The organism is Candidatus Paceibacterota bacterium (assembly GCA_035452965.1).
GTDB lineage: Bacteria > Verrucomicrobiota > Verrucomicrobiia > Limisphaerales > UBA8199 > UBA8199.
On record DAOTCE010000003.1, the window covers coordinates 250414 to 272835 of the forward strand.

At 63.7% G+C, this 22422-nt stretch carries 14 protein-coding genes; 10 read left to right on the forward strand and 4 right to left on the reverse strand.

The features are described 5' to 3' along the window. Positions 1-98: 98 nt before the first annotated feature. From P5205_04790 to P5205_04835, 10 genes are all read left to right on the forward strand, one after another. Positions 99-4577, forward strand: a complete 4479-nt coding sequence (locus tag P5205_04790; GenBank protein ID HSA09669.1) for an immunoglobulin domain-containing protein — start codon at positions 99-101, stop codon at positions 4575-4577. A 121-nt stretch (positions 4578-4698) separates the two neighbouring features. After that, positions 4699-7590, forward strand: coding sequence for a family 10 glycosylhydrolase (locus P5205_04795; protein HSA09670.1), 2892 nt, complete (start codon positions 4699-4701; stop codon positions 7588-7590). A gap of 341 nt (positions 7591-7931) precedes the next feature. Next, complete coding sequence (locus P5205_04800; GenBank protein ID HSA09671.1) at positions 7932-10649, forward strand: family 10 glycosylhydrolase; 2718 nt, start codon at positions 7932-7934, stop codon at positions 10647-10649. Between the two features lie 7 nt (positions 10650-10656). Further along, positions 10657-11286, forward strand: coding sequence for a hypothetical protein (locus tag P5205_04805; GenBank protein HSA09672.1), 630 nt, complete (start codon positions 10657-10659; stop codon positions 11284-11286). A gap of 18 nt (positions 11287-11304) precedes the next feature. Beyond that, positions 11305-12033, forward strand: a complete 729-nt coding sequence (gene rnc, locus P5205_04810; GenBank protein ID HSA09673.1) for a ribonuclease III — start codon at positions 11305-11307, stop codon at positions 12031-12033. Beyond that, the gene (locus P5205_04815) at positions 12030-12821 is read left to right on the forward strand and encodes a BtpA/SgcQ family protein (protein ID HSA09674.1); all 792 of its coding nucleotides are present in this window, start codon (positions 12030-12032) and stop codon (positions 12819-12821) included. Before rnc ends, P5205_04815 begins: the two co-directional genes overlap by 4 nt. 126 nt (positions 12822-12947) lie before the next feature. Next, the gene (locus P5205_04820; GenBank protein HSA09675.1) at positions 12948-13658 is read left to right on the forward strand and encodes an ABC transporter ATP-binding protein; all 711 of its coding nucleotides are present in this window, start codon (positions 12948-12950) and stop codon (positions 13656-13658) included. A gap of 158 nt (positions 13659-13816) precedes the next feature. Next, positions 13817-17578 (forward strand): ABC transporter permease, encoded by a 3762-nt coding sequence (locus P5205_04825; protein HSA09676.1) that lies wholly within the window; start codon positions 13817-13819, stop codon positions 17576-17578. Between the two features lie 167 nt (positions 17579-17745). Then, the gene (locus tag P5205_04830; GenBank protein ID HSA09677.1) at positions 17746-18591 is read left to right on the forward strand and encodes an alpha/beta hydrolase; all 846 of its coding nucleotides are present in this window, start codon (positions 17746-17748) and stop codon (positions 18589-18591) included. Positions 18592-18689: 98 nt separating this feature from the next. Next, positions 18690-19967: a PLP-dependent aminotransferase family protein gene (locus P5205_04835; GenBank protein ID HSA09678.1), complete on the forward strand. Its 1278-nt coding sequence runs from the start codon at positions 18690-18692 to the stop codon at positions 19965-19967. A gap of 29 nt (positions 19968-19996) precedes the next feature. Here P5205_04835 and P5205_04840 read toward each other — a convergent pair whose 3' ends face one another. From P5205_04840 to P5205_04855, 4 genes are all read right to left on the reverse strand, one after another. Continuing rightward, positions 19997-20341, reverse strand: a complete 345-nt coding sequence (locus tag P5205_04840; GenBank protein ID HSA09679.1) for a histidine triad nucleotide-binding protein — start codon at positions 20339-20341, stop codon at positions 19997-19999. A gap of 15 nt (positions 20342-20356) precedes the next feature. Then, positions 20357-20914 carry a hypothetical protein gene (locus tag P5205_04845; protein HSA09680.1) on the reverse strand — a complete coding sequence of 186 codons (558 nt, stop codon included), beginning with the start codon at positions 20912-20914 and terminating at the stop codon, positions 20357-20359. Further along, positions 20911-21366, reverse strand: coding sequence for a transcriptional regulator NrdR (nrdR, locus tag P5205_04850; GenBank protein ID HSA09681.1), 456 nt, complete (start codon positions 21364-21366; stop codon positions 20911-20913). The genes P5205_04845 and nrdR overlap by 4 nt, the downstream gene beginning before the upstream one ends. A gap of 96 nt (positions 21367-21462) precedes the next feature. After that, positions 21463-22392 (reverse strand): MBL fold metallo-hydrolase, encoded by a 930-nt coding sequence (locus P5205_04855; protein ID HSA09682.1) that lies wholly within the window; start codon positions 22390-22392, stop codon positions 21463-21465. Between the last annotated feature and the right edge of the window lie 30 nt (positions 22393-22422).

A 22422-nucleotide genomic window follows, 5' to 3' on the forward strand; every position in this document is an offset into this window, starting at 1 on the left:
GACGGCAGCATGGCTGGCTACGCGCTTCTCTTGGGCGCAGCCGTGCGGCTGTGGCGTCAACCGACAAACAACTGAGCTGAGCAGATATGCGTCGTACCATGCGTCTTGTTCTATTGCCAGCGGCTGTGCTGCTGGCGCTGATTGTCATCGCTCCGCGCGCCGGGGCTCAGCTCCGCGATGGCAACATCGACCCCTGGAATCTCGGCAAGGGGGATTGGATCTACATTCTGAGCGACGCGGCGTCGCAGCATGGCGGTGTGTCCGGCTTGATGACCTATGCGAAAGGCAAGGGCATGTCCTATGTCGTCATAAAGGCAGGCGAGGGCGGCAGTTTGTATGCTCCCTATGGGAGCGTCCAGTTCACCAGCTCGACCGTCACTGCCGCCCACAATGCCGGGCTTAAGATATTCGGCTATACCCGTTCCTACGGCACCGACATTGCGGGGGAAAAGGGGGTGGCGGATTACGTGTTCAATTTGGGGGCGGATGGATTTGTGATTGACGCAGAGATCGAGTGGGAGAGTGTGGCCAACAATGGCGCGGCGGCCATAAACCTCTGCTCAAGCATTCGCGCCAGCTGGCCCAACAAGTTCCTGGCCCACGCGCCCATGCCGATTATAAGCGTCCACCGGTCGTTTCCTTATAAGGAGTTCGGCTATTACTGCGACGCCGTCATGCCCCAGTGCTACTGGGTCGAGCTGGGAGTGACGCCTGCCTACATGCTCACCTGGATGGATGACGAATGGAGCAGTTGGCAGAACTCCCTTACCGGCATCTGGCGCAATTCCATCAAGCCGCTCGCGCCGATTGCGCAAGGCTGGAACACCACCGGCACCCAGATCACGCAGTTCATCAGCGCCCTAAAGAGCGATTCCACCCCTGTGACGGTTGGGGGTTACCGGGGTATCAGCTACTGGCGTGCCGCGCTGCACACCACCGACATTTGGAATGCCATTGGTGCCAACAGCATTGGGGGCGCCTACACCGCCGCCCCGGCCATCTCCGCCGTGGGCGCATCAGGCATTTCCGACACGGGGGTGACGATTTCCTGGACCACGGACCAGAACTCGGACAGCATTGTGGAATACGGGACCACCACTGCGTATGGCAGCTCGGTTTTGGGCGGCTTTTGCGGGGTTAACCACAGCCTGACGCTTAGCGGGCTTAGTGCCTCGACCACCTACCATTACCGGGTGAAATCCAAGAACGCGTCCAACCTGCAGCGTGCGTCCGGTGATTTCACCTTCGTGACCAATCCTTCCGGCACGGTCACTGACATCATCGTGGATAATCGCGATGCCGCCGTTACCGTGAGCGGCTCGTGGCTCACCGGCACTTCCTCGAGCGACAAGTACGACACTGATTATTATTACAAGACCCACCTCAGCACCAAGGGCGGTTATGTCAATTTCGTCCCGACAATTGTCAAGGCGGGCAATTACCAGGTGTACGAGTGGCACCCCGCGGGTGGCAACCGCGCCACAGATGCCCCCCACGTCATACAGTACAATGGCGGCACGCAAACCGTGAATGTCAACCAGGCGATCAACGGCGGGCAGTTCAATCTGCTGGGCACCTGGAACTTCGCCGCCGGCACGGCTGGCTACATTCGAATCACCGATGGGTTCACGGGCGATTTGAATGTCATGGCCGACGCCATCAAGCTGGTTTATGCGCCGCCCGTCGTCGCGCCGGCAATTACGGCGCAGCCGCAGAACCAGGTGGTGACTGCCGGTGGCGCCGCCACGTTCACGGTCAGCGCCACGGGCACCGCGCCGCTCAGCTACCAGTGGCGCCTCAACGGAACGAGCATTAGCGGCGCAACGGGCAGCAGTTTCACCCGCAACAACGCCCAACCGGGCGACGCGGGCAGCTACTCGGTTGTGGTGTCCAATGCCGGCGGGTCGGTCACCAGCGGGAACGCGGTGTTGACGGTGAACGTGCCGCCGACGATCAGCCTTCAGCCCCAGGGCCAGACGGTGAACCAAGGTGGCAGCGCCACGTTCACCGTCACCGCCAGCGGGACGGCGCCGCTGAGTTACCAGTGGCAGTTGAACGACGCCAATATCACCGGGGCCAACAGCAGCGCTTACACATGTGCCAACGCGCAAGCCAGCGACGCCGGAAGCTATACGGTGCTGGTGGTGAACGTGGGTGGCAGCATCACCAGCGCGGTGGCGGTGCTCACGGTCAACCTGCCCCCCTCGATTACCGCGCAGCCCCAGGACCAGACCGTTAACGAGGGTGCCACCGCGACGTTCACCGTCGGCGCGACGGGCGCGCCACCGCTGAGTTATCAATGGCGCCTCAATGGCGCCAACCTGGCGGGAGCCACCGGCAGCAGCTATGCTCGCGCCGGGGTGCAGCCGGCGGATGTCGGCGCCTACTCTGTGGTCGTGGCGAACATGGCGGGGAGTGTGACCAGCTCCAATGCCATGCTCGCCATCACCATGGCGCCCTTCATCACCGCCCAACCCGAGGATTTGGCTGTGACTCAGGGCAGCAGCGCCACCTTTACGGTCGCCGCTGTCGGCACTGCGCCGCTCAGTTACCAATGGCGGTTCAACGGCACCGACCTGGCCGACGCGACGGGCGCCAGCTATACCCGCGGCGCGGCGATACCGGCTCATGCCGGAGCATACTCCGTGCTCATTGTGAATGCAGTCGGCAGCACGATCAGTGCAGACGCCATACTGACGATCAACGTGCCGCCTGGCATCGCCGCGCAACCGCAGGACCAGGCCATCTCTGTCGGCGGGACGGCGACGTTCTCGGTGACGGCGACGGGCACCGCGCCGCTGAGCTACCAGTGGCGCAAGAACGGGGGTGCGATTTCGGGCGCCACCGCCAGCGTTTACACGTTGGCCAGTGTCCTGTCTTCCGATGCCGGCAGCTACGCGGTGGTGGTGAGCAACACTGCGGGATCGGTCACCAGCGCAAATGCGGTTTTGACAGTGAACGTGCCGCCTGACATTGCCGCGCAGCCCCAGAACCAGGCCGTCTCCGTCGGCGAGACGGCGGCGTTCTCAGTGGTGGCGACGGGCACCGCGCCGTTGAGCTATCAGTGGCGCAAGAATGGGGTTGCGATTTCGGGCGCCACCGCCAGCAGCTATACCCGGAGCAACGTCCAGTCAGGAGATGTGGGGCTTTATTCGGTGGTGGTGAGCAATCCCATCGGAAGTGTGACCAGCCTGGAGGCGGCTCTGACGCTGACGGGGGCGGTTGCCTTCCAGGACAACTTTGAGACGTGCGACCTGAACGGGTGGAACGCGGCGGTCAGTCCGGCGACGGGGCTGGATAATTCGAGTGTGCAAAACCACACGCCTGGCGGGGGCTGCAGCGCGCTGGTGAATCATTCGCTGGACAAGATGTATCATAACTTCGGGGTGGAGGTGGCGGGGCGGATGCGGGCGACGTGTTGGATTTACGACGGGGCGCAGACGCGGGCCTTTGCCGAGGTGCGCGCCCACACGGGGGCGGGCTACACGGACGGCAGCGGGCTGCAGCAGCTTTTGGCCGTGGGCAAGTACAACAACGTGACCCTGTCCGGCGAGACCTGGGACTCGACCAAGTATCAGGGCCGGGTGTCTTACGGTTCGAGTGTTGGCTGGTTTAACCTGAACGCGGCGGGGGCGCCGAGTCGTTCCACGGGTTGGCACAAGTTTACGGTTGAGCGTCTGGCGGACGGGACGACGCTCAACTTCTACGTGGACGACATACTGAGCCGGACGATGACGGGGGCGACGGATGGGGCGTTGGATTCGATGCTGATTGGGTCGGCGGCGCTTGGCACCACAACCGGCGACGCGTGGATTGACGACGTGCTGGTAGAGTATTTGGATGCGCCGATCATCGTGACGCAGCCGGTTGGGCAGACGGTGACGGCGGGCGGCAGCGCGACGTTCAGTGTGAGTGCGGGCAACACGGTATTGAGCTACCAGTGGCGGTTGAACGGGGAGAACATCGCGGCGGCGACCACCTCTTCGTGGACAGTGAACAACGCGCAAGGTGCAGATGCGGGCAGCTATACGGTGGAGGTGGCCAACGGGGTAGGGCCGACGGTGAGCGCCAGCGCGGTATTGCTGGTGGCACCGGTCATTACGATGCAGCCGGTGAGTCAGACCAACCCGGCGGGCAGCACGGTGATGTTCACGGTGGGGGCTGTGGGCCAGGCGCCGCTCGGTTACCGGTGGCAGAAGGACGGGGTAGATTTGAGCGATGGGGGCGTTGTTTCCGGGGCGCAGACCGAGATGCTGACGCTTGCGGGCATAGGAGGGCTGGACGCTGGCAGCTACTCGGTCGTGGTGACCAACACTGCCGGGACGGCGACCAGCGCGGACGCCATCCTCATCGTCACTCAACTGCTCCCGCCCCGGATTGACTCGATCAGTCTGACACCCGGCGGCCAAATTGAGTTGCAGGTCAGTGGCGTTCTCGGCCGTTGTGCCGTCGAGGCGACGACCAACCTCGCGGACTGGGTGGAGCTGACGAACATCAACACCACCACCTACTCTTTCCAATACCTCGATCCGGAGCCCAGCCTGTCCCAGCGCTTTTACCGTGTGAGACGGTGGTAGCAGCCGGGTGCTTCCCGGCTCTTGGCTGGCGGGTGGCTTCCTGACACGCTCGATTATGCGGAATTGACCCTCCTTCAAAACCGTGCAGTATGGTCCAATAACCTTAGTGTCTGAACTCGCCATGAACGAACTTGAACATCGTCACCAAGCACCAACCCCTGCCCGAAGGCCGTCGTTCCTGAGTCTGACCGCCGGCAGGGCCGCCAGCCTCGCCATCGTGATCCTCATCTGTTTCGCCACCCTGGCCACTGCCGCCGAATGGCGAGCGTTCTGGGTTGACGCGTGGGGGGCTGGCTTCCTGAAGCAAAGCGAGGTTGACACCTTGCTGGGCGTTCCCGGCACGAGCACGGCTGGCCGGATCCGCGACGCTAACTGCAACGCGGTCTTCGTGCAGGTGCGCCGTAACTGCGACGCCTGTTATCCCTCCAGCATGGGCGAGCCGTACATGGGCGGCCTTACGCCTTCTAATTTCAACGCCCTCCAAGCCATCATCAACGCCGCCCATGACACCACCGGCGGCAAGAAGCGCATCGAGGTCCACTGTTGGATGGTCACATTCCGCACGAGCGGCGGCACGGTTTACAAGCGGCACATTGACTCTCCCACCGGCAGCCTGACTAACCTCGACAACTATTGGCCGAGCCTGGACGATGCCGGCGCCGAGGTCGGCGACCGGGCCTTCGACCCCGGCCATCCGCTCGTTCTCCAATACACCGTGGGAGTGGCCATGGACTTGGTGAACAACTTCGACATTGATGGGATTCACTACGATTACGTCCGCTTCACCGCCAGCGACCAGGGCTACAACCCCACCAGCATCGCCCGCTACAATGCCCGTTACGGCCTGACCGGCCAACCCTCGCCGTCCAACGAGCAGTTCAAGCAGTGGCGGCGCGACCAGGTCAGCGCCGTGGTGCGGCAGGTTTACGCGCGCATTCAGAAGACCAAGCCGTGGGTGAAGCAATCCGGCTCGTTCGTCACGTGGAATCCCTCCCCGGTTGACTCCACTCGCGAGGCCTTCATGGACACGCGCCCATACTATGACGTGTATTGCGACTGGGATAGCTGGGTTGAGGAGGGGATTGTGGACATGGCCGTGCCGATGACCTATTACCGCCAGCATGAGCTGCCCAACGATTACCTTCGCTGGATCAACTTCGAGAAGGACCGCACAGGCAACCGCCACATGATCATCGGGCCGGGCATTTACATGAACTACTTGACTAATGCCATCCTCCATCTCCAGATGACGCGCACCGCGTCACCCGCCGGCAACTACGCCCATGGATTCAGCGGTTACTCCTATCGCAGCCCGTATTTGGTCTCTCCGAAGCCGCTGACCTATGGTGACTGGGCGATTTTTGCCCCGCCCCTGGTCGCGGATGTCACGCCGAGCTGGGACGACATCCCCTCCATGCCCTGGAAGACCTCTCCTGTCGCCGGCCACTTGATGGGCACAGTCTACCTCGGCAATTCGGGCGCCTGGGCCGACGGCGCCACCGTGAGCGTCACCGGTCCGACCAATCGCACCATGTTCGTGGACGGCACGGGCTTCTATGCTTTCATTGATTTGCCACCCGGCCGCTACGCCGTCACCGCCAGCAAGACCAACTACCCCAGCGGTTCCGGGACGGTTGACGTCGCCGTCGGGCAGGTCACCGGCAACATGTACGAGCTTGATTTCGATCTGGGCGGCACCTTCCCGCCCGCCATCACCGGCCAGCCTCAAAGCGTAACCATCGCCCCAGGCAAGGCGATTTCCTTCGCGGTTGCCGCTACTGGCTCCCGCCCGCTTTCCTACCAGTGGCGGCTTGGCGGGACAGCTTTGCCGGGCGCAACGACGAGCGTGCTGAACATCCCCTTCGTGCGCGCCACAGACGTGGGCGCTTACTCGGTGCTCGTGACGAATGCTCTGGGCGAAGCGCTCAGCACGGACGCGATTCTGACCATTATGCCGGTCGCGGCGTGGGGCGACGATACCTTCGGCCAATGCAACACTCCGGCGACGACCACCAACGCAGTCGCAGTAGCCGCGGGCGCCTGGCACACCCTGGCCTTGCGCGCCGACGGCAGAGTCGTCGGCTGGGAAGACGAAGCTTATGGACAATGCGCGGTGCCCTCCTCGCTCCGGGACGCTGTGGCAATCGCTGCCGGGGGATATCACAGCCTGGCTCTGCGAAGCGACGGCACAGTGGTTGCCTGGGGCGCCAATGATTACGGTCAGACTAATGTGCCGGCGAAATTGAGCGATGTGATAGCCATTGCGGCTGGAACGTGGCACAGCGTGGCGCTGCGTGCCGATGGCACCGTGGTGATGTGGGGCGACAACGGTTTCGGACAAACCAATCAGCCCGCCGGTCTCAACGGCGTGACTGCGGTGGCGGCGGGTGGCAATCACACGCTGGCGTTGCGGACCAATGGCACCGTCGTGGCCTGGGGCGAAAACACGGATGCCGAAGGCAGAATCGCCGGTCAATCGGTGGTGCCGAGCGGGTTGGCCAACGTGCGGGCCGTCGCGGCCGGCGAATATCACAGCCTGGCAGTGAAGACCGACGGCACCGTGGAGGTGTGGGGTGACAATTCGCAAGGCCAATGCGACAAACCGCAAGGGTTGGCCAATGTGGTGGCTGTCACCGGCGGAGGCGCCCACTCTGTGGCGCTGCACGCCGATGGCGCCTTGACCCCTTGGGGTGCTAATTGGAATTCCCAGTGCGAGGTACCTTCCGGCTTGTCAGCGGTGGCGGCGGTCGCCGCTGGGACTTCTCATACCGTGGTTCTGTTGGAGGGTGCCATGCCCGTACCGCGGCTGCTGAATCCTGCCTGGAACGGCAGCCGTTTTAGTGCCTCCGTGCAAACATTGGCCCGGATGAATTATGCCTTGGAATACAAGGATTCGCCCACAGCTGCCACTTGGACCTGTGTTTGCACCAACTCGGGCAATGGCGCCCTGCGAATTCTGACTGACCCGTCAGCCTCCGGCGCGTCGCGATTCTACCGGATGCGGCAGTGGTGATTTTGCGTTCTGGCCCCGCAAGCGTGACGTATACAGGTTCGCTGCCACCCTTCTTCCAACTGTCTCAAAAATGGACAGTGTGGGGAGTTTGCACCGGGTGACCCCGCCTTGAACATGGTGCAACCCCTGTGTGTATCCCATGGGGAGCGCTCCCCATGGGATACACACAGGGGTATCGCCGGGTTCGCATCGGAATCGGACCGGTGTTTCGGGAGGAATCCAATATTCGCATCCGAATTGTAGGACTTCCTTGCTTGGCCAGCGAAGGGCAGCCGCGACGATGGTCCTGCCGGTCCAGGGACAGATAAATGGCGGGGTCGGCAGCAGGGTTGTTGGCGCTTATGCCCGGATGGCTCCACTTTGACCAGTTTGCCGGATTGACCTTCCCCGGCGAAGGCGTAGGATGGTCCGATATTTCATCTCTTGAAGTCGTCGTGAATACACATGCTCGCCGCCATCACCCACGAACCGTCGCCGGGGTGGTATCGCTCCGGCGCTGGATTTCCGCGCGGGGGAGGCGGCTGGCCGCCTTGCTTCTGTTCGCCGTAGGAGCGAGTTCGCTGCCCGCCCAGGAGTTCCGCGCGGCGTGGGTGGATATCTTTCATGCCGGCATGAGCAGCCGGAGCGAAGTGGACACCCTGGTTTCGACCCTTGCCAGCGGCAACTACAACGCGGTCATCGTCCAGGTGCTTGGTTACATGGATATGAACGGCAGCGCCTCGCATGGGGCCCATTGGCAATCGAACATTCTGCCCTGGTCTCCGCGCGTCAAGGCCGACTTCGATCCCCTGGCATACCTGTGCACGCAGGCGCATGCCGCCGGCATAGAAGTCCACGCCTGGATTGGCGGCAGCGGCGGCGCCATGTATCGCGTCTCGCTTCCCCCGCCTAACGGAGTTTTCCCGCCCGCCGGCAACGCTACGCTGGCCGCTCATCCCGAATGGTTCATAGCACCCCGGGCCAACAGCGAGGAAGGCACTCCTCTGCCCGTTGACGGCTACTACTGTCTCGACATGGGATCTCCCGATGTGCAGGAATACCTTGTCAGCATTGTGAGGGAATTGGTGACGAACTACCCGATTGATGGCATCAACTGGGACGACGAAATCAACGGCGCGGGCTACACTGCGGGTTTCGGCTATCCTGCTCTCAGTCACGCCCGTTCCGGCCTGGCCCGTTTCCGCCTCAACACCGGCTACGTCGGCACCCCCAGTAATACGAATACCAACTGGGCCAACTATCGCCGCCGCTTCAAGAACGAGCTCATGGCCCGCGTTCAGGCCGAGATCCAATCCATCAAGAGCAACCCGCGCCAGCCGCTGCGCCACACCAGCGCCGCGCTCGCTTACAGCCCTGTCCCGGGCTCGTGCGACTTCACCACCTCCACCCCCTATCTTTACTTCTGCGATTGGGCCGGGATGCTGCACAACGGCTGGGTGGATGCGGTCATCCCGCAGACCTATAGCAAGAGCACGTTCAAATCATGGGCGGACCGTATCACCTCCTGTTGGATATCCGTCCGGCCGGTGTTCATGGGCATCAGCTTCAGCGGTCTGGACATTCCGACCATGACCGACGAGATCAGCTATCTGCGTGACAAAGGGCTCAAGGGGTACGCGACTTACTCCTACTTTACCGCCCCGGCCAATTGGTGGTCGTATGCCGCCGGAAACCTCAATACGAACGTGGTCAGTACCCCTCCCATGCCGTGGCGCAATCCTGCCACTGCTACCGAAGGCATGATGTGGGGCCGCGTCAAAGACGGCGCCACCGGGCAATACGTGGACGACGCCACTGTGAGCATCACCGGCGGGCCGACCGTTCGGACCGATGGCAACGGTTACTACGTGGCCACACTCATTCCCGCCACAGCCGGCGGCACCCCTTATGTGGCGACTGCCACCAAGAAGGGCGCCGGCTCGTTGACCATAGCAAACGCCGTCGTCCTGGCCGGCGATGTCGTCCGCTATGACTTTACGCTGGTCCTGCCGCCGCCGCCGCCCGTGTCCACCTGGGGCGACAACACCTTCGGCCAATGCAACACTCCGGCAACGGTCACCAATGCGATCGCCGTGGCTGCGGGCGCCTGGCACACGCTGGCCCTGCGGGCCGATGGCATCGTCGTCGCCTGGCAGGATGATTCCTACGGACAATGCGCCGTGCCGGACTCGCTCAACAGCGCCCTGGCTATTGCCGCTGGCGGTTATCATAGCCTGGCCATCCGTACCGATGGCCAAGTCCTCGCCTGGGGTGCCAACGACTACGGCCAGACCAATGTGCCGGCGGATTTGGACAACGTGCTGGCCATTGCCGCCGGCACCTGGCACAGCGTCGCGCTGCGAACCGACGGCACGGTGGTGGCCTGGGGCGACAATAGCTTCGGGCAAACCAAGCAACCCGCCGGGCTCAGCGATGTGGTCGCTATTGCCGCGGGCGGCAACCACACGCTGGCGTTGCGGGCCAATGGCACGGTGGTCGCCTGGGGCGAAAACACTGATGCGGAAGGCAGGTTGGCGGGGCAGTCCGTGGTGCCGCTGGGCCTGGCCAACGTGGTGGCCATTGCGGCCGGCGAATATCACAGTCTGGCGGTGAAAGCCGATGGCACGGTGACTTCTTGGGGCGACAATTCACGAGGACAATGTGATGTCCCGGCCGGACTGGCTGACGTGGTGGCAGTGGCCGGTGGCGCGGCGCACAGCTTGGCCCTTACCACCAACGGCACCGTGGTGGCCTGGGGAGCAAACTGGAGCGGTCAGGCCGCCGTCTCGTCCGGGCTGCCGCCTGCGGCCAACATCGCCGCCGGCGCCTACCATACGGTGGTGCTGATGCAAGGCTACCTGCCGGTGCCGCTGCTCCTGAATCCCGCCCGGGATGGCACCCGCTTCAGCACACTGGTGCAGACATTGGTGCGCAAGAGCTACGCTCTCCAGTACAAGGAATCCCTCACCGCGACGACCTGGACCGATGTCTGCACCCGGCCCGGGAACGGCGGCCTCCAAATCCTCACCGATCCGGCTGCCACCGGGACACAGCGGTACTACCGGATGCGGCAGTGGTAACCGGGACATGACCGAGTGGAATATCCAGTCCCGCGCCCACGCGTGCGCCGCCTGCGGCAAACCTTTCGCCGACCAGGAACCCTATCACACGCTGCTCTTCGATGAGAAAGCCGACTTTCGCCGGTCAGATATTTGCGGCGACTGCTGGCAGAAGCAATACAGCCAGGGCGCCCGCGATCGCAAAGGCTTTGTCTCCTACTGGCAGGGAGTCTATGTCGCGCCGCCGCCGCCCACTGATGCGATCCAGCGGGAAACCGCCGAGTCGCTCCTGCGGAAACTCATCGAGCAGAACGACCCGCGCTACGTTCCCGCCGGCTTTATTCTGGCCGTCATGCTCGAACGCAAACGCCTGCTTAAGGTCAAGGAGCAGATCACGCGCGAGGGCCAGCGGGTGTTCATTTATGAACAGCCCGCCACCGGCGACGTCTTCACCATCGTTGACCCCGCCTTAAAGCTCGACCAACTCGAGCAGGTCCAGCGCGACGTCGCCTCCCTCCTTGAGCACGGCTTGCATCCTCCCGAGCCGCCGGTCCCGCTTGCGGCAAGTGAGTCTGCTGCCCCGGCTGAGCCTGAGACTCCCGCCGAAGCCGCCAAGTCCGAGGGTCCAGCCGGACCCGCACCGGCAGAAACGCCCTGAGCGCATTACTGCTCCCGGATGACCACCGCCCTGAAGCCTCCCGCCACCGGACACGAAGAATTGCAGGCCCGGCTGGGCTATGTATTCCGCGACCCTGCTTTGCTGCAGCTCGCCCTGACTCATCCCTCGGTTGCTCATGAGCAGGGCCCCGCCATGCAAACCAACCAGCGGCTGGAATTTCTCGGGGACGCCGTCCTGCAGCTTGTACTCACCCGCGAGCTGTACGAGAAGTTCCCTGCTTTCGGCGAAGGCCCGCTGACCAAGGCACGCGCCAAGCTGGTCAATCGCCGCACCTTGGCTGAGCGCGCCCGAGCCCTTGGCCTAGGCACGCACCTGATTGTCAGCCGGGGCGAAGATCTGCATGGCGGCCGGGAACGGCCCTCCGCGCTGGCCGATACCTACGAAGCCCTGCTTGGCGCAGTGTTGCTCGATGGCGGCTACGAAGCCGCCCGTGAGTTCATCCTGCGCCAGTTTCAGGCGTCCTTCGGCGGACTCTCCGCGATTCCTATTCTGGAGAATCCCAAGGGCGAGTTGCAGGAATTGCTGCAAGCCGTTTCGCCCGAAGCTCCGCAGTATGAGGTCGCTTCCGCCACCGGTCCCGACCACGACCGGATTTTCGAGTGCATCGTGCAGCACGGCGGAGTGGAACTGGCGCGCGGCCGGGGCAAGAGCAAGAAAGCTGCTGAGAGTGAAGCCGCGCTGGCCGCACTGGCGGCTTTACGCGCGAAAAAGGAAGGCAAGTCGTGAAAACACTATTCGACACGCATCGCAAGGTCCTGATTGGAGTTGTTCACCTCCGCCCGCTGCCGGGCGCGCCGCGCTGGCAGGGCGACATGGAAGCCGTGATCCGGCTGGCGGTGAACGATGCCCGCGCCTATGAGCGCGGCGGCGCGCACGCGCTCTTCATCGAGAACTTCGGCGACATACCCTTTACCAGGGGCAGTGTTGCGCCCGAAACTATCGCCGCCATGGCCGCCGCCGGGCGCGCCGTCCGCCAGGCCGTCAAGCTTCCTGTCGGCTTCAATGTCCTGCGCAACGACGCCCGCGCCGCCCTGGCGCTGTGTGCGGTCTGCGGCGGCGCGTTCATCCGTGTCAACGTCCACACCGGCGGTATGCTGACCGACCAGGGGCTCATCGAGGGCAATGCCTACGAGACCCTGCGCTATCGCCAGCGGGTTTGTCCCCGCGCGCAAATCTTCGCTGATGTCCACGTCAAACACGCCGTGCCGCTGGGAAACTGGACCATCGAGGACGCCGCCCGCGACACGGTCGAGCGCGGCCTGGTGGATGCCCTGATCGTCTCCGGCGCCGGCACTGGACTGGAAACCGACTTGGCGGATGTCGAGCGCGTGCGCCGCACTGCCCCAAGCACAAAAATCCTGCTCGGCAGCGGTGTGACCCTCGCGAACGTCCGTGAATTTCTGCCCGTTGCCGACGGCTTTATCGTCGGCAGTTCGCTCAAGGCAGGAGGAAAGGTGTCCAATCCTGTTGACCCCAAACGGGTCGCCGCCCTCGTCCGCGCCATCAAACGCTGACTCCCGGAGGGCGGCTTCGCCCCAGCCAGCCGGAGAATGCACCCTCAAATTTGTGGCACCGTTGAGGTGCCGACAAACAGGCAGTTTTTACTGTCCTTGCCTGGCATTTTTGCCCAACACTCCAGCATGCCAACGCCAGCACCGTTCCTCAAACTGGCCAGCGTGACTCAGCGCTACGACGCGCCGGACAAGTCGGAGGCGCTGACGGTGCTCAAGGACGTATCGCTCGAAGTCGCGCGCGGCGAATCGCTTGCCATCGTCGGCCCCTCCGGCTCCGGCAAGAGCACGCTGCTGCACATCATCGGCACGCTCGACCGGCCCACAAGCGGGTCGGTCGCGCTCGACGGTCAGGACCCGAGTGTCCTGACCGAGCGGCAGCTCGCGGCCGTGCGCAACCGCCAGATCGGCTTCGTTTTCCAGGCCCACTATCTCCTGCCGCAATGCACTGTGCTCGAGAACGTTCTGGTCCCGACCCTCGCATGTCCAGAGGCGGCGGCGCGCGATGGTGCCGGTAACCGGGCGGAGCGCCTCCTGAACCGCGTCGGCTTGGGCGAACGCAAGGCCCACCATCCCGGTGAACTCTCCGGCGGTGAGCAGCAACGCGTCGCCGTCGTTCGCGCCTTGATCAATCAGCCGCAGCTTCTGCTCGCCGACGAACCCACCGGCTCCCTCGACCACGCCTCCGCCCAGCAGCTCGGCCAACTCCTGCTGGAGTTGAACCGCGAGGAAGGCGTGACGCTCATCGTCGTCACCCATGCCCTGGAACTGGCCCGGCTCATGGGTCGTGTGCTGCAGTTGAAGGACGGGCGCCTCACGCCTGTGGGTCAGGAGACCTAGCTCGGAAATCTCATGCCCAGGCAGAAAGACAGAATCATTCCCGGAGCGAAGACGCCTGAGTCAATTCCCATGATTCTGTCTTCCCATGATTCTGTCTCTTTGGTTGCGGCCTTGGCAATCGCTCGGCTGCAAGCGGTGGGAAACCGGTGGTGCGTGCGATGACCTTGTGGACACTCATCCGCCGCAACCTGCGCTTTCATGCGCGCGCGCATCTGGGCGTGGTGCTCGGCGCGGCCATCGGCAGCGCGGCCCTGATCGGCGCGCTGGTGGTGGGCGACTCGGTCCGCGAGACCCTCACCAATATGGCCTTGCGCCGGTTGGGCAAGATTCACTTCGCCCTTAGCGCGCACGACCGCCTTTTCCAAACCGACCTGCGGCCGCGCCTGTCGGCCGCTCAACCACCGGGTTCAATCCGTGTTCCCTCCGCGCCCTCAACTTATATCCACCCGTTCCCAGCTTCTCCGGAATCCTCCGCGCTAGTGCTTCCCGGCATTGTTGCCCGCCAGGACGGTGCGGCGCGCGCCAACCGTGTGAACGTGCTCGGCGTAGTTGTCGGGGCATGGCCGCGCCTGGCTGACTGGGGAAAGCTCTCCCCCGGCGCCTGGCTTTCAGGCCCCGAGGGAGAGCGCCTTAACCGTGACGGCGTCACGATGATGCTGCGCGAACAGGGCAAAGGCCCGCTCTCGGAATGGAAGGCCGGCGGGACGGCGTTCGTCAACCAAACTCTCGCCCGGCAACTCGCCGCCCGAGAAGGCGATGAAGTCATTCTGCGTGTGCGTAAGCCCAGCGCCCTGGGGCTGGACGCGGCGATCAGCCCGCGCAACGAGGATACCGTTGCCATCCGGCTCAAAATCGGCGCGATCCTGCCTCCCGACCTGCTGAGCGAGTTCAGCCTCATGCCACAGTCCGCCCCGCCTGCGAACCTGTTCCTGCCCTTGGGATTCCTGTCCGACAAAGTCGGCGTCCACGAACAAGCCAACCTGCTGGTCGCCGGGCCAGCCTCGGCGCCGCCCAAGGCTGGCCTATGGGATGGCCTGCGCACCCAGCTCGCACGCTGGTTGTGGAGGCGCGCTCCTCTACTCCCGGTGCGCCAAACGGATCCCATGTGCAATTATTACCACGCGGACCCTGCCAACCTGGCCGCGCGCGCCGCCCGCCGGCTTGAACCCAAGCGCGTGCAAGCCGTCCCTGACCAACTGGCCCTGCCGTGGCTCAATACCGAACTTGCCCGCGCCTGGCTGCCGGAAGACGCCGGATTGTCAATTCACGAGGTCAAGTCGCCATCGAGCACAGCGGGTAGTGACAACATCCCGCCGTCGGTCGAGGTAGCTAGCGCGCGCATCTTCCTCGAGCCGGTCGTGGCCGCCGCCGCACTCACGCCCCGGAGTGTGCTGCTTACTAACCGCCCGGCGTATCAGGCGGACAATTCCAACGACCTAGCCTTCGCTCAGTTGGTCACCAACGGCGTGCGCGTCCTTACCTACTTGGCCAATCTCATTCGTGCCGGCGACCGGGCCACGCCCTACTCGATGGTGACGGCAGCAGACGGGCCATTCGTGCCAGCGGGCATGGGGGATGACGAGATTCTCGTCAACCAGTGGCTGGCGGATGACTTACAGGTTAAGGCGGGCGACTCCGTCGCGCTGAGCTACTACGTCGTGGATTCTGGCAGCCGGTTGGTCGAGCGCACAAACTCATTTCGCGTGCGGCAGGTTGTCCCGCTCAAGGGCATCTATGCCGATCGGACGCTGATGCCTGAATTTCCGGGTCTTGCCAAAGCGGAGACCACGCGCGACTGGGATGCTGGTTTCCCGCTCGTTTACCCGATCCGGGCCAAAGACGAAGCTTACTGGAAAACTTACCGCGGAACACCCAAAGCGTTTGTGACGCTGGCGGCGGGCCAGGCGATGTGGGCAAACCGGTTTGGGGCGATCACCGCTATCAGGTATGCCGTGCCGACCAATACCTTCGCCAGCACCTGCTGCGACGCTGTGTATCGCAACTTGCTGGCCAATCTGCGGCCGGAGGATGTCGGCCTCCGGTTCGAGGCCGTTCGCGAGCAGGCGCTCAAGGCGGCGGCGCAAGGGCAGGACTTCGGACAACTGTTCCTCGGGTTCAGCCTGTTCCTCGTCATGGCGGCGCTGTTGCTCATGGCGTTGCTCTTTCAGCTTGGCCTGGAACAGCGGACTGCCGAGGTCGGCATACTGCTGGCGCTCGGCCTGACGTCGAAGCAGGTGCGGCGGCTGTTGCTGGCCGAGGGCGCGGCGTTGGCTCTGGTGGGTGGCGTAATTGGCGCGCTGGTCGGGCTGGGATATGCCAAAGCGATGGTCTGGGCTCTAACTACCGTGTGGCGGAGCGCGATCGGCAGCGCCGAACTTCAATTCCACGCGACGGCGGCCAGCCTCTTTGTCGGCCTCTGCGCCAGCACCGTCGTGGCGACGCTGACCATCTGGCTGACGCTGCGCAAACTGGCGGGGCGGCCCGCGCGGGTGTTACTCGGCGGCGAAGTTCAAAGTCCAAAGTCCGAAGTCCCGAGTCGGGGGGTATGGCTTGCGCTGGCTTCGGGCGTGGCGGCGGTCGCAATGGTCTGCTGGGCGCTCGTAAGCGGCCGGAATGCAGACCCGGGCGTGTTCTTTGGCGCGGGGGCGCTGTTGCTGGTGGCGGGGTTGGCTGCGGCGGCTGCGTGGCTGGGGCAACTGGCGCGGGCGGCGGATGCGACGCACTTGACTCTGCGCGGGTTAGGGGTGCGCGGGTGCGCGCGGCGGCCCAAGCGCAGCCTGGCGACCATCGCCCTGCTGGCCTGCGGCTCCTTTGTGATCGTAGCCATAGGTGTGTTCCGGCTCGACGCCAGCCGCGACGCCACCCGCCACGACTCCGGCACCGGCGGCTTCGCGCTCATCGGCGAATCCACCATGCCCATCGTCCAGGACCTGAACACCAAAGCCGGGCGCGAATTCTATGGCCTGAACGCCGAGCAGCTTGCGGGCGTGAACGTGGTCCCGCTGCGCGTACGGGAGGGTGACGTGGCCAGTTGCCTGAACCTGAACCGGGCGCAGAGGCCGCGCCTCCTCGGCGTAAAGCCCGAGCTGCTGGCAGGCCGGTTCACCTTTGCCAGCGCCGCCAAAGGTCTCGACCGCCGCCAAGGATGGGAGCTGCTCCTGCCCCGCAGCGACCGACGGCAGCCGGCTGCTACAGAGATTGAGCAGGTTCCCGCCATCGGCGACGCCAACTCGATCCAGTGGGCGCTGGGCAAGAAGCTCGGCGACACGATTGATTACACCGACGAGCAGGGCCGACCTTTCAAGCTGCGGTTGGTCGGCGCGGTGGCGAACTCGGTGTTGCAGGGGAGCCTGCTCATGGACGAGGCCGCGTTCACCCGCAGATTCCCGGGCGAGAGCGGCTACCGGATGTTCTTGATGGATGCCCCGTCCAACGCCGTGCCCCAAGTCTCCGCCACGTTGTCCCGCGCATTGCAGGATGTCGGCCTGGAGCTAAAGCCTGCTGCGCAGCGCCTTAACGAGTTCAACGCGGTGCAGAACACCTACCTGGGCACCTTCCAGGTCCTGGGTGGGTTGGGGTTGCTGCTCGGCAGCGCGGGCCTGGGCGTGGTGGCCTTGCGCAACGTCCTCGAACGGCGCGGCGAACTGGGACTGCTGGTGGCAATGGGCTTCCGGCGGCGACTGCTCCAGCGCTTAGTGTTGAGCGAGCATGCGGCGCTGCTTGGCTTCGGGTTGAGTCTGGGCATCGCCGCCGCTGCTGTGGCCGTGTTGCCGGCCATACTATCTCCCGGGGCCCAACTGCCTTACTGGTCCCTGGCTATGACCCTCGTCGCGGTCCTGCTGAACGGCCTGCTTTGGACGTGGCTTGCCACGGCCTACGCACTCCGCCTCAATCTGCTGGCTTCCCTCAGAAACGAGTAAATCGCCCAAGACCCTGGCCAGAGCTAAGCCGTTCTCACGCTACTCCCCGGAAACCGCTTGGACGTTCCCAGCCACAAGCCCAGGGCAAGTTCGGGCTTGGAGGTCATCCCGGCCTCGTCCCGGAACCGTGCTCGCCCCGGTTGGGGGTGTTTGCTATGACGGAGGTTGTGAAGCACGCAAAGACCTTGATTGGGCTGCTGGTTACGTGTCTGCTGGTTCTCTTGATGTTTCGCTGGTTTGAACATAGCCAGGTTTATCACCCGGACCGGGCGCTGACCGCCACCGGCGCCGAATTGGGCCGGGCTTTCGAGGACGTGCAGTTTCAAACCAGTGACGGGATCAGGCTAAATGGCTGGTTCTTTCCGGCGAATACAAATTCGTCGCGCGCGCGCTTGTCCATGTTGCTGTGCCACGGCAACGCCGGCAATATTGGCCATCGGCTTGACACCGCCGCTGCATTGCTGGCAACCGGGGTGAACGTCTTCGTATTCGACTACCGTGGCTACGGTCGGAGCCAGGGCCGGCCCGGCGAAGAGGGGACGTATTTGGATGCACAGGCAGCCCACCGGTGGCTGTGCCAGCGAGGATTCTCCGGCACGAACATCATCGCGTTCGGTGAGTCACTCGGCGGGGGCATCGCGACGGAACTCGCGATGCGCGAACCAGTGGGCGGCCTGGTCCTGCAAAGCACGTTCACCAGCATCCCGGACATCGGTGCGGAGTTGTTCCCGTGGCTGCCGGTGCGCTGGCTGGCAACCATTCGCTACGACACCCACAGCAAGCTGCCGCGTCTGAAAGTCCCTGTGCTGGTCATGCACAGCCGGATGGATGAGATTGTGCCATTTCACCACGGGGAACGGAACTTTGCCGCCGCCAACGAGCCCAGGCTCTTTTGGGAACTGCGCGGCGATCATAACAATCCCCTAGCCGACATGACGCACTTCCGCACCGGCCTGGAGGAGTTTCTGGCCCTGATCGAGGCTGGCGCAACAATGGGCGCGAAGCCGTTCTAATTTGCCGCGGGCAGCTGAGCTTTCCGGCGTCGGCTGCCAGGTTTTTGCCGCTTGATTCCGCCGCGCAAACCCGGCCTACTGTAAGGCATCTTCGACGCATGAAAGCTCACGCCTTATCCGAACTGGGCCGCCGCACGGAAGAACCGCCGATTTCATGGCTGATGGCCTCGGCGCTCGCCCGGGCACAACTTATCTCCCTGGCCGCGGGCTTTACTGACAATGAGTCGCTACCGCTCAAGGAGGTGCGTCAGCTGCTGAAAGAAATGCTGAGCACGCCGCAAACCGGCCAGGCGGCCCTGCAATACGGCACGACCGCAGGCGACGATGTCTTGCGGAAGCTCACCTCGCACCGGCTGCAATTGTTGGACGGTACGCCTGCAGCCTGGCGCGCATATTCGTCCGATCGGATGATCATCAGCAACGGCTCGCAGCAGATGCTCTACATGGTTACCGAGGCGCTATGCGATCCGGGCGACCTCGTGCTGGTGGAGGATCCCAGCTACTTCGTCTATCTCGGCATCCTGCAGAGTCACGGGGTCCGCGCCCGCGGCATCCGAATGGAGCAGGATGGGCTGAATCTGGCGCGCTTGGAGGCGGTGCTCGCAGCCCTGAAACGCAGCGGGGAATTGCGCCGGGTGAAGATGCTCTACCTCGTCAGCTACTATCAGAATCCAACCGGCCGCACGACGAATTACGCGAAGAAAGCCGGTGCGCTCAAGCTGCTGCGGCAATACGAACCGGCGGCGGGGCATCCCATTTACCTGCTCGAAGACGCGGCCTACCGCGAGTTGCGGTTCGAGGGCGACGACGTGAAATCCGCGCTGGCCATCAAGGGTAGCAGCGAGCGGGTCATCTACTCGGGTACTTACAGCAAACCATTTGCGACTGGCACACGCGTGGGCTTTGGCCTCATGCCGGAACCGGTCTTCACCGCCGTGTTGCGCATCAAGGGCAATCACGATTTTGGCTCGTCCAACCTGTTGCAGCAACTGCTCGCGCGCGCGCTAATGTCAGGCCTGTACCAGAAGCACCTGGTCGTGCTGCGCAGGCGTTACGCGCACAAGGCGCGCCTGATGCGGGAGGCCATCCGACAGCATTTCCCCGCCGCGGTTGAGTCATGGGAACCGGCCGGGGGATTGTACTTCTGGGCACGACTCCCGCGGCGCCTCAAATCGGGAGTCGGCTCCAAAGTGTTTCGGCGGGCCCTGGCGAACGATGTACTGTATGTGCCGGGTGAACTCTGCTACGCGGATGACCCCACCCGCCGCAAGCCAAACCACGAAATGCGGCTGAGTTTCGGCAGCGCTTCCGAGGCGAAGGTGCGCAAAGGCATCGCGCGTCTCGGTGCGGTGTTCCGCGACTGCCTCGGGAAGTAATCCACACTCCTCCCCCGGGAACGTTGCGGCTAGCCGGGCGGCCAGCCCAGACCGCGTCCTCCCAGGATATGGCAGTGCAGGTGCGGCACAGCCTCACCGCCGTCCGGGCCGTTGTTAAACACCAGCCGGAAACCGGTTTGGGTCAGCCCCAGTTTGCCCGCCACTTCGGCTGCTTTGAGCAACAGATGCCCCAGCACCAGTTGGTCTTCCGGTCTGGCCTCCGCGATGCGTGGTATCGGCTTTCGGGGGATGACCAGCACGTGCACTGGGGCTTGGGGTCGGACGTCCTTGAATGCCACCACCTGGTCGTCTTCATAGACGATCGTGGCTGGCAGCTCCCGAGCGATGATCTTTTCGAACAGCGTCTTGTTCATCCGGGCATGGCCCGCTCACTCCACCACCAACGCAACCTCCGCCGGGCCGGGTTGCGCACTGAGGCATTCACGCAGGTAGGCGACAATTTCACCTTCCAGGGTTCGGCAACGCCGGCTCCAGCGCCGCGCGCCGGCGAGATGCTTGACACAGCCGCGCAAGCCATGGAACCGCAGCGCGCGCGGCGATTGCTGCAAGTGCCGCTGCAATTCGGCCCGCAAGCGCGGGAAGAAGAACAGCTCGCGCCCCTGGCCGGATTCATGAGCCAGCCGGCACAAATCGGACTCCAGCACGTTCGAGGCGGACTTGGGTGGGGGAGGAACCTGCGCTGTGGCCGCGAAGCCGCGCAGCACTTTCTCCAGGGCGCGCGCGAACTCGCTGGCGGACACGGATTGCCGGCCCAGCTCGTGTTTGAAGTAATGAAAGACCGCCTTGGTGGCTTGCTGGACAAACTCGGAGTCAAACAGCCCTCCCGCGTCGCTCGCCAGTTGCACGCCGACCGTGTCGGCGGAACAGGGGATGCATTCCCCGTTGGCCATCTCGAAGAGCAGGCAATCTGAGCTGAACGCAATCATGCTCTTTCCCCCAACTTCTTCACTTCCTGCACGAAGTCCGTTGCTTCCTGGAAGCGGCGGTAGACGCTGGCGAAGCGCACATACGCCACCTCGTCCAGCTCGCGCAACGCCCCCATCACCAGCTTTCCAATGACCTCGGCCGGAACTTCGCGCTCATACTTGTCGGTGACCTCGGTGACGATTCGCTCGACCAGGTCCTCGATCACCTTGGAACTGATCGGGCGCTTCTGGCAGGCTTTCTTGATCCCCGACAGGAGTTTATCCTTCGAGAATTCCTCCCGGCGGCCATCGTGCTTCAGCACCAGCAAGCCTGACTGCTCGATCTCCTCATAGGTCGTGAACCGGTGACCGCAGGCAATACACTCGCGTCGGCGGCGTATTGTTGCGCCTTCCCGGGAGGCCCGGGAATCAATCACCTTATCGTCCTGACAACCGCACTTGGGACATCGCATACAGGCATAGCCACTGCTAATTGTGGCGACCAGATTTGTACCACACTAAATCTTGGGGTGTCAAGTCTCCCCCCTGCGATTTCCCGAAGCCACGGGTTAGAATACTTGCGGGACCCCTTCTTCCAGCATTCGCACTTTGTGCGTGAGGCCTTGCTCGGCGGCTACTTGCCGGAGCCAGCGAGGCGGTTCGTCCAGGTCCTCGAACGAGAGCCGGAAAGTGCCGTAGTGCATCGGCACCAGCCATCGGGCATGAAGGTCTTTGAAGGCTTTGATGGACTCGTCTGGTCCCATGTGCAGGTGGCGAAAGGTCTCCGGATGGTAGGCCCCGATAGGCAGGAGCGCGATCTCCGGCCGGCAGTGCTTTCGGATCTCCTTGAAACCGTCGAAGTAAGCGCTGTCCCCGGCGTGGTATATGCGCCGGCCCTGGTGCTCGAGGACAAAACCGCCGTAGCCGCGCTGATGATCGCGCAGGACGCGCGCGCCCCAGTGTTTGGAGGGAGTCAGCGTCACTTGCCAGTCACGCTGGGAGAAACTCTCCCACCACTCCAATTCGACCACGCGGCCGAACCCGAGGTTGTGGGCGAGGTCTCCAACGCCCCACGGCATGATTCCGATTTTCGGATGGGGCAGCCGGCGCAGGGTGCGCTTGTGGAAATGATCAAAGTGCGCGTGCGTCAACAGCACGAGGTCAATCGGCGGCAGGTGTTTGAGGCGGAGGCCGGAGCGCTTGACGCGCTTGAGCAGAAACAGCCAGTTGGCGAAGTTGGGGTCAATGAGGACGTTCAGATCCGTGAACTGGAGCAGGAACGAGGCATGCCCGATCCAAGTGATAGCGACCTGCCCGCGTGTCAATTTGGGGAAAGCCGGGCGCTGGGGACGACCGGTGCGCCGCGTCAGGAGTGCCTTCCAGACCATCTCGCGAAAGAACGTCCGCGGGTTGAAGTGCCGGGCTGGGGTCAGTTCTTTTAAGGAACTCGGGAGCGGCTGACGGCCCAACTGCGGACGATACGGGGCGTGTTTCTTCATAACCCACTGACAATCCTAGTGGTACTGCGC

Excerpts from the sequence above, each read along its gene's own strand:
- P5205_04790 (HSA09669.1), top strand. The coding sequence starts at position 99 with ATGCGTCTTGTTCTATTGCCAGCGGCTGTGCTGCTGGCGCTGATTGTC.
- P5205_04795 (HSA09670.1), top strand. The coding sequence starts at position 4,699 with ATGAACGAACTTGAACATCGTCACCAAGCACCAACCCCTGCCCGAAGG.
- P5205_04800 (HSA09671.1), top strand. The coding sequence starts at position 7,932 with ATGCCCGGATGGCTCCACTTTGACCAGTTTGCCGGATTGACCTTCCCC.
- P5205_04805 (HSA09672.1), top strand. The coding sequence starts at position 10,657 with ATGACCGAGTGGAATATCCAGTCCCGCGCCCACGCGTGCGCCGCCTGC.
- rnc (HSA09673.1), top strand. The coding sequence starts at position 11,305 with ATGACCACCGCCCTGAAGCCTCCCGCCACCGGACACGAAGAATTGCAG.
- P5205_04820 (HSA09675.1), top strand. The coding sequence starts at position 12,948 with ATGCCAACGCCAGCACCGTTCCTCAAACTGGCCAGCGTGACTCAGCGC.
- P5205_04825 (HSA09676.1), top strand. The coding sequence starts at position 13,817 with ATGACCTTGTGGACACTCATCCGCCGCAACCTGCGCTTTCATGCGCGC.
- P5205_04835 (HSA09678.1), top strand. The coding sequence starts at position 18,690 with ATGAAAGCTCACGCCTTATCCGAACTGGGCCGCCGCACGGAAGAACCG.
- P5205_04840 (HSA09679.1), bottom strand. The coding sequence starts at position 20,341 with ATGAACAAGACGCTGTTCGAAAAGATCATCGCTCGGGAGCTGCCAGCC.
- P5205_04845 (HSA09680.1), bottom strand. The coding sequence starts at position 20,914 with ATGATTGCGTTCAGCTCAGATTGCCTGCTCTTCGAGATGGCCAACGGG.
- nrdR (HSA09681.1), bottom strand. The coding sequence starts at position 21,366 with ATGCGATGTCCCAAGTGCGGTTGTCAGGACGATAAGGTGATTGATTCC.
- P5205_04855 (HSA09682.1), bottom strand. The coding sequence starts at position 22,392 with ATGAAGAAACACGCCCCGTATCGTCCGCAGTTGGGCCGTCAGCCGCTC.